Raw genomic sequence first — 12,592 nt, 5'->3', positions numbered from 1 at the left:
AATGGATTAGGAATGTTAGATACTTTGTAATAGGGAAGATTACTCAAAACAAATTTAAAGCCTATCCAGGCAAAGGAGGATGAGCACGGTGGGCTTCTGGAAAAAGAAAAAGAAAAAAATCCAGACAGAGGAAATCGAGGAGACAGAGAAAAAGCCCGGTTGGTTCCGAAGGCTCTGGAGAAAATTCAGGAATATAGATTGGAAGAACCCGGTTAACCGCTGGCGGGCATTATTCATTGGCTTGTTTGCCAGCATTGCGATCGCAGGTACAGCGTATGGAGCCATCTCTGCGACGAACAATCCCCAATTTTGCTCCTTCTGCCATGAAATGGGCCCTGAATTCGTTACATTCAAGGAGAGTGCCCACAGCGAGATCCAATGCGTTGAATGCCACGTCGATCCTGGAATTGTCAATGAAGTTGTCCATAAAATGGAATCCATGAAGGAAGTTTATTACCACATCGTCGGCCCGCCAGACCCAATTGTCCAGACGGTTGCCGTGCCAAACAACAACTGTCTGCAATGCCACTCAGAAAACCGGCTTGTGACCGCCACCGGAGACTTGATCGTCAACCATGATGGCCATATCAAGGAAGACATCCCATGTATCACCTGCCACAGCGGCGTTGCCCATGCCAAAGTCGTCGAGCGCGGCTTGAACACCCAGAAAAACCTGGATTACTGGACAAAAGAAAACGCTGATAAACTCGTGAAAGCCGATTATATGAGGCCGAACATGGGAACATGCATCGACTGCCATGACAAAGTCAACAACGGCGAGCGGCCATGGACGGATATCCAATACAGCCTGCCGGAGAACAACCACGGCAAAAAGGAAGAAAATGATCAAGAAGCGGCCAAGGATGGCCACGCGGAAGCTTCGACCCTTGAAACAGCCAGCCTGACCGCCGAAGAACAGAAAGCGCATGACAATAAACTCAGCCAGGACATTATCCTCCAGGCAATTGGCAAGCAGAAAAAAGATGTCAAGATTTCCATGGATTGCTTTACTTGCCATAAGGAAGTCAGTGTTCCGAAAAACCATGACCTGAACCAATGGAACCAAAAGCACGGCGATTTCGCGGTAAAAGATTTGAACGAGTGCCTCGACTGCCATAATGATGCGAAGTGGATCAGGAAGGTCGAAAAACAAGACATCGTTACCTTGATTGAAGCTGGAGCAACGAAACCAAAGTATGTGCCGAACATCACCGTCGTCAAGGAAGACTCGCGCGAAAGCAACTTCTGCCGCACTTGCCACGGCGAGCGCCCGCCAGGACATATGGACAGTGATGCATGGCTGACTGCACACGCACCGAAAGCCAAGACAAACGAACAAAAAGCAGAATGCTATGTGTGCCACGACCGCACAAAACCTGAAGAAGGAGCCAAGATCACGGCACCGACGGACGTTTACTGTGAGTACTGCCACCGCACCGGCTTTAAAGACGAGAAGAAGAAAAAATAACAGCAGCGAAACACAGAAAAGGAGGGGAGCATGTTGGAACAGGAACATAGTGAAAAAGAGCAGGCCCCTCCTCGTTTTTATGAAAAAAATTGGAGCAAGGTCGCAGCCCTGACCCTGCTTTTCATCGTCATATTCTTTTCGGTTGGTTTTATCGGGCTCGAAGGGACATCGAGTTCTAAATTTTGCGCATCCTGCCATGAGATGAAGCCGGAGTACTATACGTGGAAGGCCTCTTCCCATAGCGAAGTCGATTGTGTCAGCTGCCACGTTGACCCCGGGCTCGAGAATCTTGCGAAAGCAAAGGCGAACGGAGCGAAACAAGCTTTCAAGAGCGTTACCAAAACGTACACCGCGCCGATCCAGATGCCAAAGAATATTCCAGACAGCGCATGTGAAACATGCCACAACATGAACAAGAGAGAAGCCACCCCAACTGGGGACCTGATCATTCCGCATACCAAACATAAAGAACAAAATATAACATGCACCGAATGCCATAGCGGTGTTGCACACGGAAAGATCGCGGAACGAAAGGTAACCTTCCAATCTGATTACAGCAAGTGGGATGAGGATCTGGGTCAGTCGATGATGAAGGACCCGACATTCATCCGCCCGAAAATGGAAACATGCATGGACTGCCATGCAGCGCGGAATGTTTCCACCGCCTGCGAAACATGCCACACCACCAAGATGTATCCCGACAGTCATAAAAAACCCGGCTTCAAAGACAGCACACACGGGACACAAGCAGCGAAGAATATGAAAGAATGCAATGATTGCCATAAATATATGTCCAAGGATGAAATCACCCTTTTCAACGATCGGCCTGCCCACTCCAAATACATCCAGGGTGAAAAAGTAGCCGGCAAAAAAGTGGATGTCAAAGATTACGCCAAGGAAAATACTTTTTGCGAGGCTTGCCATATGCAGCGGCCGCCAAGCCATGATAAGCAATTCATCGCAACCCATGGCGCCACGGCCAAGAAGAGTTCGGAAAGCTGCCTAGCCTGCCATGACTACCAAAAGACAGGAATTAACAAAACCAATAATGTGACATGCAGCAGCTGCCACCCAAGCAGCCATAATGGCAAACAGTGGAGATTGACACATCCTATTCGGGTCAATGAAGGGGCAAAGTTAACACAAACCTGTTATTCATGCCATTTTAAACCAAAGTGTTCCTCATGCCACAAAGAAACAATCGATTAGGAGGGTTTATATGAAGACGCAGGAACAGCTACACACACCAGAACCTGAAATTGACAAAAAAGCGCAGAAGAACGATCGGTTCAACTGGTGGCAGTCTACCCTGCTGCTGGTACTGACATTGGCCATTTGCCTTTCAGCAGGTTATTACATTAGCGATAAGTATCTTTGGGAGAAGACCGATGCCGGCCAGATAGAAGAACAATTGAAATACAATAAAAGCCAGGTCGACCATAGCCCTAACGATCCAAAGCTGCGAGTCGACCTTGGGTACAGCTACTTCTTGAAAAAGGATTATGATGAAGCGATCAAGCAGTTCGAAACAGCAAAAACGCTGGATAAGAATTATTTCGATGCCTATTTGAACCTAAGCATCGTTTACGACAGGCAAGATCGACTGAATGACTCACTTAAAAATGCCATTAAAGCGGCCGAGATCTCCCCAAGGGATTATAAAGGTCATTTAATGAAAGGAATCTCGTATAGAAAACTTAAGATGTATAAGGAATCAAATGAAGCTTTGGCTGAAGCGGATAAACTGAAACCGGGAAATACAGATATCATCTTCGAAATCGGGATGCTTGCAGAGGATCAGGGTAAGAAAGATGAAGCGCAAACCATTTACAAAGAAGCACTGGCATATGACCCCCTCTACAAACCCGCTTTAGAAGCATTAGACCGGCTCGGATCGAAAAACTAACGCTACTTAGAAAGGAGCAAATCCTGTGAAAAAGAAAACCGTTTATATATGGATGGTTGCAATCGCCGGTTTAACAACGATACTATTTGCCGTTATTTATTTCCTTAACCTCGGCCAGAAAGTGACCAGGGTGACGGATGTTGCAAAAGGGGATCAGCCATCCTTCAGTTATTTCATCCAAGGTGATTTTGATTCTCCCCTTGATAAGCCAATGGATGTTTCCAAAATTGGCGAATTCATTTATGTAACCGATACGAACCATAAGCAAGTCCAGGTATTCGATCTTTCCGGTACTTCTCTTTTCAAATTCGGAGAAGAAGGGGAAGGAAAAGGCCAGTTCAAATTCCCATACGGAATCACAGGGGACAAAGATGGAAATGTCTATGTGGCGGACTTATTCAACGGGAAAATATCAATTTTCAATGAAAAAGGAAAGTTTTTAAGATACTTTGAGGAAAAAGGCAGTCCCTCCCCTACGATCAAAGGGCCAGCTGGACTGAGGATTGTTGATGACAAACTATATTTGACCGATATAAAAGGTTCCAAAATCATGATTTTCAGCCTTGACGGCAAAAAAGAACTTGAAATTTCCACTGCTTCAGGCAAAGATGACCCGTTCAATGCTCCGAACGCCGTTGCCGTTGACCAGGATAAAAACCTTTATGTAGCCGATTCAGGGAACCAGCGTGTTGTAGTTCTGGACAATAAAGGGAAATTCAAACGGATCATAAATGGCTCCAAAGACGGTAAAGGGGAGTCCAAATTCATCAATCCACGCGGCCTTGCAGTCGATTCCAAGGGCATCCTTTTCATGGTCGATAACATGACACACTTTGTATATGGATTCGATGAAAAGGGAGAAAATATTTTCCAATTTGGCGGCATGGGTAGCGAAAATGAACAATTCTACCTCCCTAACGGATTGTTCCTTGATGAAAAGAGACAGCTTTACGTCACTGATACATTCAATCAGCGCGTAGCGATTTACTATTAAACTCATTTCCTTGAAGGAGGTGGTGCCTGGAATAAGCATAGAAGATTTTCGAGATTCAAAGAGTATTTAACAAGCAATAAGGGAGGTTTGCAAAATGAGTAAGTTTAAACTGAGCTTCTCACTGATCCTGGCATTTTTGATAGTGGGAATCTTCAGCACGGCTGCCCTCGCGAAAGATCCATTTGGCCTTAAGGCAGTCCGTGTAGCTGGAACAGATACTGTTCAAGTTGATTTTAACGGGATCACAGGAGAAGACACAGAAGGGTCCATCTTTACGGTTACGCTGAAGGAGGCTGAGTCTGGAGTCCTTGTAGAGACAAAGGATGCCGCATTGGATGTCGCATTAAAAGGGACTTACACCACTCCTGTCCTGACCCAGGGGAAGCCATACACAGTTGAATTGGCCCGTAAGGATGTTCCGGGTACTGTTTCCGGAGCGACAATCGTTGTAACCGATTCTGCCAACAAAGTGGCCAGTGACATAGTGGTTGACACGTTAACAAACTTTGTCAACGCGAACGAAACTGGCTTCAACGTCACAAAGAAAAATGTAGCTGGCCATAAAACACACGGCAGCTACCAAAACAACACGAACTCTTGCGCCAGCTGCCACCAGACACATACAGGCGAAGACCACTACCTGCTGTTCAAAGACGGCACTTATAGCACTTGTGCTGCCTGCCATGACGGCACAATGGGAGCTAAGGGCGTATTCGGCGATCCTACCAACGCTGGTACATTCGGCGGAACCCATGAAGGCAACATGTCCATCCACTTGTCAGACGGATCTGTATCCGTCAAAGCAGCGCCTGGCGGAAATCATGTGGATACCGGAAAATGGGCAGAGGAATTCACTTGTTCAAGCTGCCACAATCCACACGGATCTGACAGCGCACGTTTATTGAAACTTGACCCTGCCGGCTGGGTGAAAACTGAAAATAAAATCACAGACGGCAGAACGAATGGCGGAATGAAATTTTCAAACAAAAGCATCTATGATAAAGCGGCCGTTCCAGCAACAAATGTCGGTGATTACATCCTTGTAAGGCAGACAGTCGATGCCGCGGCGATCGCAGCCAACACGTTCTTCACGAAAGCGGCCGTTCCAGACGGTTCCACCGTCATTTCCACCTACAAATGGGACTATAAAGCGAAGAAATACATCACAGACTCTTCCATTTGGGTGCGTTCTGATGGCGGAAGGCCTGCTGTCATGACAGAACTTAAAGCAGCTGATGTTGCCCAGGCTCCATCCACAAACTTTGTCTTTGTCTGGAAGGACGGATTTGCGTATAGCAAACCTGGGGACGGTACTGCGGCCAGCATTGACAGTGCCACCTTCCTGATTGGTGCCAGCATCGAAAAGGTTACAACCAACCGTGACTATTTTGATAACACAGTTCCTACGTATATAAAAGACAATGGTGTCCAGATGAGCAAGTTCTGTGCTTCCTGCCACACAGACTATCTGTCTGCAACGTATGCGAATCAAACAGGCGTATTCACGACAGCACACCGCCACCAGACAGATACTGACAAGCTTACTTGCGTACGCTGCCACTATGCTCACGGAACAGACGCAACGATCATGAAGGACTCACTTGACCGTGGAGTAACTGAATTGACTGCGCCTGGAGGCAAATTTGAGGGCGACACAGCAGGCGCTCTTGGCTATCTGAAAGATCCAAACCCATCCTCTGCATTGAAGCGTTACACAGGTATGTCCGTATGCTTCGGATGCCATGATGGTTCCATCGCAAGCGATGAAAACACATGGAGCAATTACAGTCCTGCCCAGCCGGGTGTTCCTGCTCCTTAATAGGAAAAAAACTATCAAATAGTGGGGCTATTTGATAGTCAAAAAGAAAAACATCATTTTTCAAGGCAGCAAGATTCCATTTGCTGCCTTTTCTTTATATTCTTTCATTCTAATAAAAAAGTGTCAAAAAATATATATTTTCTTGAGTGTTTTCCTTATTTAATCCCAATTATAATGACTATATACGGACCTTTTAAAAAAACAGGAAAAGAGTTGACCGCAGGTGAACAGAATGGTTTTGAAATCATATTTTACATATTGCCTTGTTTTCTTTCTCTTTGCCGGATCGGTCATGCTTCCTTTTCCTAATCAAAAAGCTTTTTCAGAATTAACAGAAGGAGAAGCCCCTGCTGATTCGGAAGCAGCGACTCCCCCTTCAGATAGTCCTTCAACTACGGCACCTGAGGAACCTGCAAATGAGCTTTCGCCTGAAGAACCCCCCGTCACCCAAGAACCATCTGCAGGGGAAAGTGTTCCGGAGGAATCTACGCCCGAAGTGCCAGCCGAGGAGACTACAGAGCCTGACACCGGTTCCGGCACCTCTACGCTCACAATGACCGCAGCAAGTACGGCAAGACCTTTTGTCACGGATATTCAGATTGTTTCAAAGGATGACGCAATCTCTTACCCGGGTGCTGACATGACTCAGGTGCCCATAGACGCAAAAATACGGGTGACGATTCGAGACGATACGGATTTAGCTGACCATCCTCTTCCCTTTATCTTGAATGACAATGATCGTGAAAAAGTGGATATAAATGTTCAAAGAGTAATAAAGGAAAATGGCGACTACCTTTTTACCATTACTCCTTCCGCAGGATCTTTCAGTTACAGCGGAACCTATTATTTATATGTAGATCCTGCCCTGACTGATATAGACGGCAACAGGGTATTTCCGGCTTTTATTAAATTCACGACCCAGAGTAACCCGCATCGCGATGCATTCTATCGAACAGATCCGCACGGATTTTATATGACCAATACGAATATGTGCGCGAATTGCCATAGCACCCATATCGAGAACAAGCCAACCATCGGGGACAACAAATACCCGGTTAAGGAAAACACGGAAAACTACTGTATGGCATGCCATGACGGGACAATGGGAATTCCGATGCCCGACAAGTTAAAGAATACGAATAGCCACGATGAATACACAGATGGATCATCAGCACCTAAGGAGGTTCAGCATGCGCTGGTTTCATCCTGCACAAATTGCCATAACCCGCATCTTTCCTGGACGGCCGGGAATCCCAATTTGCTGAAGGATCATTTTGTCTATGACCATGACCAGTCAGCAAATCCTGCGGCAGCAGGGGTAGGGATACAGGATAGCGAAACCGTTCTTTGTGAAAACTGCCATGACGCCGAAACACCAATGAAAAAGAGAGCCTCAACCAACAAGGTATTCCATTACCGAAAGGATTTATGGACAGCAGCATCTTTGCAATCCGATACACCGCTATGCTTGAAATGCCATAATGCTGAGAATGAATCGAAAAACCCTAAGCTGGTGGATATCGAAAAGTACTATCAGGATATCAGCTCAGGCCACTACATTGCAACGACACTGCCGGACGGAACGGAGATGCAAGGCCAAATGCCGTGCTCGGATTGCCATGAGACACACGGGTCAATGGTATTGAAGCAGCTAAGGGAAAGCCTCGGCAATGCACCGGTAGCTGATGGAGATAAGTTCAAAGTGATTGGGGCTGACTGGACCGCAGCGGATGAACGGACATTTTGCTTGAAGTGCCATAATGGCCAAATGGACCTTTATAAAAAAACCCCTTCACTCCCTGAGACAAACGCATTGAACGAAGTGATTGAAGGACATACGGAAACCAGCACAGCAGCGTGTTCTTCTTGCCACAGCAATGAACCAGAAAGCTCGGGATTCCTGAAACAATCGATAAGCGGCGCCCATGCTCCAAAAAAACTGAAACCAGCCCAATGAGAAAAGCGCAGCCTCTCCTTAAAAAGAAGAGAGGCTGCGCTTTTTAAATGTGTTTTTTCATGAACGCCAAAACATCCAGATCAATCTTCCCTCTTTCCTGCTCCCGCTCTTCGAAGTTTTCTGTGTGGATAAAGGATGTGAGGGCTTTGAACAGCTCTTCTTCATTGGCAGGGCCTGACTTCAAGTAATCCAATCGCTTCAGCTGCTTAACAACTTCGTCTTTCACTTCTCCTTCTATTGCTGCCACATTCTCCGGCTTCGATTTGGAGAAATAGAGCTGATGCAGCCCATAAATGCGGATCAGTTCTTTGATTGGTTCAGGGTGATCGTCGACACGCAGGTCGATGTAGCGGTCGTTGTAGCCCCCGTAGCCACCCTTCTCCTTAACGATAAGCAGCGCGGCAGACTGCTGGCCCCTGCTGTCACCGCCTGCTTCCTGGCCGGCATCGAGAGCAGCCAGCAGCCTCTCCGCCAGGGAGCCTTTCTTCACTTCAAATATTCCCGCTATCGCCTGCACGGTTTTTTCATCAACCAAAATATTTCCTTGGGCAGCGAAATGTTTGCCTGTCACACCACCGGCCCAATCGTAGCAGTATGTACCGGTGAAGGTGGCGGCATTCCCCTCTGCATCGATCAGGCCGACCTGGCGCATCTCCTTGTCCGGATCATCCCTCGTGATCAGCTCCATCGCTTCGCTTGCGGACTTCCCTTGTGCCATCCATTCGAGCGCTTGCGGGCCGTAGGCCGTGTTTGCGTACGATTGGGTAGCAACTGCCCCGACACCTGCTTTTGCGAACGGCACGAGCGCTCCAACGCCAAGGAACTTGGATTGTACCGCAATCCCCCATTCCTTTTCCTTCGGATCATAGCCAACAATTGAAAATGTCATCACGATCGCCTCCTGTGAAGATAGTTCGACACCTGGTTGCCAATCCCTTTTACTCAGGGCAAATTAAAAACCCGCAGCGATTCAGCTGCGGGCGGAAGTTTCAAAATCATTGAGTTTCAATCAAACCATAACGGCCGTCGTTACGTTTGTAGACAACGTTTGTACGGTTTGTTTCTGCGTTTGTGAAGACATAGAAGCTGTGGCCAAGCATGTTCATTTGCAGGATGGCCTCCTCGCTGTCCATTGGCTTCAAATCGAAGCTCTTCGTGCGGACAACTTCCAGATCTTCCTCTTCTTCAGTTTGGCCGACTTCAGTGAAAATTGGCGCGAAATCCTTGAGGCTTTCCTTCTCACGGAATTTGCGGTTCACTTTTGTCTTATGCTTGCGGATTTGACGTTCCAATTTATCAGTGATCAAATCGATCGCAGCATACATATCGTCATGAACTTCCTCGGCGCGGAGCACAAGGTCCTTCATCGGAATGGTAATTTCAACTTTTGCTTTTTTATCTTGATATACTTTTAAATTCACATTCACATTTGCATTTGGGGATTCGGTGAAATAACGTTCGAGCTTGGCAATCTTCTTCTCGACATACTCTCTGATTGCCGGAGTTACCTCAATGTTTTCTCCACGAATGTTGTAGTTCATAGTGAACTCCTCCTTTGGGAAATAGCTATGTATTACTAATTCTATTTTACCCCAAAGAACTCCTGCAAAAACAGTAATAAGATTTGACGAATTTTTGACTATTTTTAATGTCGTGATAGTGGTAATTTTGTTGGAAATAATCGGAATATGAAAAAACCGCCCGGAATCAGGCGGTCACACATGGATATAGGGGTTCAGCTCTTTCCCGACCATTTGCTTCCAAGCAGAAAAAGCGGGATATAGCTGCTCAAGGATGATTTCCTGCTTTGCGGACGGGTCGCCGAATTTGCCATCGAGTTTCTCAGCTTCATGGACAACGGCTTCGAATAGAGCCAGGGTTTTTAGCAGTGGTGCATTTTCTTTGTAAAACTCAGCTAAAAGGAAATTCGTCTGGATGATCTGCGAAAAGGCAGTGAAGATATCATCCAGCAGCCTGTCCCCTTCTGTGTAGGCAAGGTTTTCAAAACTCTTCGCGATATATTCGAAGCCTTCTTCGACTGTCTCCAGCAAATCACTGTATCGCTTGGCCAAAAGGTATTTTTCCTCTTCCAACCCATTCACCTATTTTCTTTTATCATAAAACATGCCGTCCGTGGAAAGGTTTTGATAAGGATGAACATATTTTGTGTTCGACTCTTTTTTTACCTGCAAATTTTTGATGTCTTTTTGGATTGAAAGTTTTTCGGCCTGCAGTAGCTGGGCCAGCCTTGCATCAAGTTGGATCAGTTCTTTCCCGAATTCCGCTTCTTCAGGTGTATAAGGAGGAACGATTTCTTTCATGAGCGCTTCCCGCTGATCCAAAAGCTCGTCGATGCGGACGATTTTTCCGTCGCGTTCCACATCTGTTTTTCCGAGCAGCTGGATCAACTCAACCGTCAGCTGATAAAATTGTTTGACCGCGCTCACTACGCCATGCCGCCCTGGCTGTATTGCTTCTGGCGGTTCACCTGGATGACCTGCTTCCATGTGTCGCGGAACTCGGTGACAAGCGCTTCGACTTCCTCCAAAATCGCTGTGTCATTCTTGATGTTCGCGTCGATCAGCCGGCGGTTCATATAGTCGTACAGCGACATCATGTTCTGTGAAATCTCGAGATCCATGTTCAACGTCACCATCAACTCCTGGATAATGCTTTGCGCTTTCTGGATATTCGTGTTTTTCATTTCGATATTCTTATTCTCGATTCCATGCTTTGCCATGTGAATGAATTTCAGACAACCGTTATAAAGCATCAAAGTCAGTTCGCCCGGTGTGGCGGTATTGACCGAATTTTGCTGGTATGAACGGTATGGATTATTTAATGCCATGTTTTACTCTCCTTTTCATGAAAGGGAATTTTTTAATAGCTGAACTGCTGCATCAGGTATGCGGACTGGCTGTTCGCCCGCTGGATCGCCTTTTCCATCGCGGTGAACTGGCGCCAGTAGCGGTCTTCTACTTTTATCATACGATCCTCAAAACGGTTGATCTGCTTGTCAATCGAGGTAAGGTCCCTTCCAAGTGTGAATTGCGCATTTGTTCGAAGCGCACTCCCGGCACGGCCTTCAATGGTAGTAATCGTATCCTTGATTGAAGCCCTTAGCTTTCGCGCGAGCCCCTGTTCTTCTTTGACCGTGCTTTCATGTGTGAATAGCTTATAAATTGCGTTTGGGTCATTCTTGATTGCTTCACGGAGCTTTTTCTCATCAATGATGAGCTTCCCTCCGTCCCTGTAATTCTTTGAAGTGGTGATCCCGACTTCTGCAAGCTGGTCATAGCTATCATTGATTTCATCAGAGCCGTTCCCGACTCGGCTATACAGATCCATCCTCATTTTATTTAAGGAGCCTGCCAGAATAGAATCGTTTCGGAGCATGCCGCTTTTTGCCTTCTCATCCCACATTTCAGCCTGCTTATCAGTCATTGCTTCCCTTTCTTCGTCAGAAAGCGGCTGATATTTCCGGTAACGTTCTTCAGTTATCTTCGAATTGATCCCTGCGATTGTCTCGTTGTATTTATCCACAAAGTCTTTTACGGATTTAAAAATCGCCTCTTCATCAGTTGCCGAGTTGACCGTAACTGCAGCAGTTCCTGTTGTTTGCTTTAATGTATATTCAAATCCGTTGATGACAAAGGTATTGGTTGGACGTTCTGTCTGAAGGCCATTGATGATAAAGGACGCATTGACTCCGGCCTTTCCTCTCGGCTGTTCCCCTTGAGGAACGGTTGCATCTGCTGCCAGCTGGTTATCAGCATCCATTTTCAGTGCACTTGTCAGGAGATCTCCCTGAAGCCTGATTTCCGCTCCGCCTGCAATGTCTCCAGTATTCTTGGCAGAAATGGAAAACTTGCCTGTTGCAGAATCGAAAAATGCAACAACCCCAGCTTCAGAACTATTGATTTTATTAACGACATCATTTAGGGAATCTTTCGCGGGATCAAAGGAAATAGCCACCTCCGCCCCCAATGCGCCGCTTTTTCCTATGGACTGGATGTTAATTTCTGTTCCAGTGAAACCCTGTGCCAGGAAGTTTCTTTGACTATCCAGAGTCAAGCTTGGATCGAAGGTTTCGCCAGCTTTGACGATGCTGCCATCACTTGTCATATACGCAGCTTCTGCAAGGCCCTTCACCTGGATACTCGATGTTAAATTCGATGTTGCATTTATATTCCGGACAGAAACTGCGCTCTCATTTGATGATGTAACGGTCTTTTTGGAGAAAGTCGACTGGCGGAAGATGCCATCAAACACAAATTTATCAAGGTCTGCGAGCAATTTATTCATCGCCCGGTAATCATCGCGCTGCCATTCAACCAATTGCTTTTTCTGGTGGAGTTTGTTCAATGGCATTCTTTCGGCTTTCATTAATTCACTGACCATCATATCTATATCCATTCCGCTTGCCAGTCCGCCTATTCTAACCATGT

Annotated in this window: 12 protein-coding genes; 6 read left to right on the top strand and 6 right to left on the bottom strand. The window is 46.5% G+C overall.

All coding sequences use genetic code 11. From position 1 onward, the window contains the following. Positions 1 to 79 precede the first annotated feature (79 nt). The 6 genes from JJQ88_RS16920 (at position 80) to JJQ88_RS16895 (ending at position 8,144) form a co-directional block, all read left to right on the top strand. Positions 80 to 1,468: a cytochrome c3 family protein gene (locus tag JJQ88_RS16920; RefSeq protein WP_210367218.1), complete on the top strand. Its 1,389-nt coding sequence runs from the start codon at positions 80 to 82 to the stop codon at positions 1,466 to 1,468. 33 nt (positions 1,469 to 1,501) lie between these two features. Beyond that, positions 1,502 to 2,677, top strand: coding sequence for a NapC/NirT family cytochrome c (locus JJQ88_RS16915; RefSeq protein ID WP_246861244.1), 1,176 nt, complete (start codon positions 1,502 to 1,504; stop codon positions 2,675 to 2,677). A 10-nt stretch (positions 2,678 to 2,687) separates the two neighbouring features. Beyond that, positions 2,688 to 3,374: a tetratricopeptide repeat protein gene (locus tag JJQ88_RS16910; RefSeq protein ID WP_210367216.1), complete on the top strand. Its 687-nt coding sequence runs from the start codon at positions 2,688 to 2,690 to the stop codon at positions 3,372 to 3,374. A 25-nt stretch (positions 3,375 to 3,399) separates the two neighbouring features. After that, positions 3,400 to 4,368: an NHL repeat-containing protein gene (locus JJQ88_RS16905; protein WP_210367215.1), complete on the top strand. Its 969-nt coding sequence runs from the start codon at positions 3,400 to 3,402 to the stop codon at positions 4,366 to 4,368. A gap of 94 nt (positions 4,369 to 4,462) precedes the next feature. Further along, entirely contained in the window at positions 4,463 to 6,187 is a 1,725-nt protein-coding gene (locus tag JJQ88_RS16900; RefSeq protein ID WP_210367214.1) for a cytochrome c3 family protein, read from the top strand. Positions 6,188 to 6,419: 232 nt separating this feature from the next. After that, entirely contained in the window at positions 6,420 to 8,144 is a 1,725-nt protein-coding gene (locus JJQ88_RS16895; RefSeq protein ID WP_210367213.1) for an Ig-like domain-containing domain, read from the top strand. Between the two features lie 43 nt (positions 8,145 to 8,187). Here the strand turns inward: JJQ88_RS16895 and JJQ88_RS16890 are convergent, their stop codons facing one another. The 6 genes from JJQ88_RS16890 to JJQ88_RS16865 all read right to left on the bottom strand — a co-directional run bounded on the left by JJQ88_RS16890 (position 8,188) and on the right by JJQ88_RS16865 (position 12,590). Next, positions 8,188 to 9,033 (bottom strand): DUF1028 domain-containing protein, encoded by an 846-nt coding sequence (locus JJQ88_RS16890; protein WP_210367212.1) that lies wholly within the window; start codon positions 9,031 to 9,033, stop codon positions 8,188 to 8,190. Positions 9,034 to 9,139: 106 nt separating this feature from the next. Beyond that, a complete protein-coding gene (gene hpf / locus JJQ88_RS16885; protein WP_210367211.1) occupies positions 9,140 to 9,685 on the bottom strand; it encodes a ribosome hibernation-promoting factor, HPF/YfiA family in 546 nt (181 codons plus the stop codon). A 174-nt stretch (positions 9,686 to 9,859) separates the two neighbouring features. Next, the gene (locus tag JJQ88_RS16880; protein WP_246861243.1) at positions 9,860 to 10,237 is read right to left on the bottom strand and encodes a DUF8042 domain-containing protein; all 378 of its coding nucleotides are present in this window, start codon (positions 10,235 to 10,237) and stop codon (positions 9,860 to 9,862) included. A gap of 9 nt (positions 10,238 to 10,246) precedes the next feature. Then, the gene (gene fliT, locus JJQ88_RS16875) at positions 10,247 to 10,591 is read right to left on the bottom strand and encodes a flagellar protein FliT (RefSeq protein WP_210367209.1); all 345 of its coding nucleotides are present in this window, start codon (positions 10,589 to 10,591) and stop codon (positions 10,247 to 10,249) included. Next, a complete protein-coding gene (fliS, locus tag JJQ88_RS16870; RefSeq protein WP_210367208.1) occupies positions 10,591 to 10,992 on the bottom strand; it encodes a flagellar export chaperone FliS in 402 nt (133 codons plus the stop codon). Before fliS ends, fliT begins: the two co-directional genes overlap by 1 nt. A gap of 32 nt (positions 10,993 to 11,024) precedes the next feature. Further along, complete coding sequence (locus tag JJQ88_RS16865; RefSeq protein ID WP_210367207.1) at positions 11,025 to 12,590, bottom strand: flagellar hook-associated protein 2; 1,566 nt, start codon at positions 12,588 to 12,590, stop codon at positions 11,025 to 11,027. Between the last annotated feature and the right edge of the window lie 2 nt (positions 12,591 to 12,592).

Origin of the sequence: Bacillus sp. REN3 (genome assembly GCF_017912555.1) — a bacterium.
Classification (GTDB): domain Bacteria; phylum Bacillota; class Bacilli; order Bacillales; family Cytobacillaceae; genus Mesobacillus.
This window is presented reverse-complemented; position numbering and strand designations above follow the sequence as displayed.

Excerpts from the sequence above, each read along its gene's own strand:
- JJQ88_RS16920 (WP_210367218.1), top strand. The coding sequence starts at position 80 with ATGAGCACGGTGGGCTTCTGGAAAAAGAAAAAGAAAAAAATCCAGACA.
- JJQ88_RS16900 (WP_210367214.1), top strand. The coding sequence starts at position 4,463 with ATGAGTAAGTTTAAACTGAGCTTCTCACTGATCCTGGCATTTTTGATA.
- fliS (WP_210367208.1), bottom strand. The coding sequence starts at position 10,992 with ATGGCATTAAATAATCCATACCGTTCATACCAGCAAAATTCGGTCAAT.
- JJQ88_RS16910 (WP_210367216.1), top strand. The coding sequence starts at position 2,688 with ATGAAGACGCAGGAACAGCTACACACACCAGAACCTGAAATTGACAAA.
- JJQ88_RS16890 (WP_210367212.1), bottom strand. The coding sequence starts at position 9,033 with ATGACATTTTCAATTGTTGGCTATGATCCGAAGGAAAAGGAATGGGGG.
- hpf (WP_210367211.1), bottom strand. The coding sequence starts at position 9,685 with ATGAACTACAACATTCGTGGAGAAAACATTGAGGTAACTCCGGCAATC.
- JJQ88_RS16895 (WP_210367213.1), top strand. The coding sequence starts at position 6,420 with ATGGTTTTGAAATCATATTTTACATATTGCCTTGTTTTCTTTCTCTTT.
- JJQ88_RS16865 (WP_210367207.1), bottom strand. The coding sequence starts at position 12,590 with ATGGTTAGAATAGGCGGACTGGCAAGCGGAATGGATATAGATATGATG.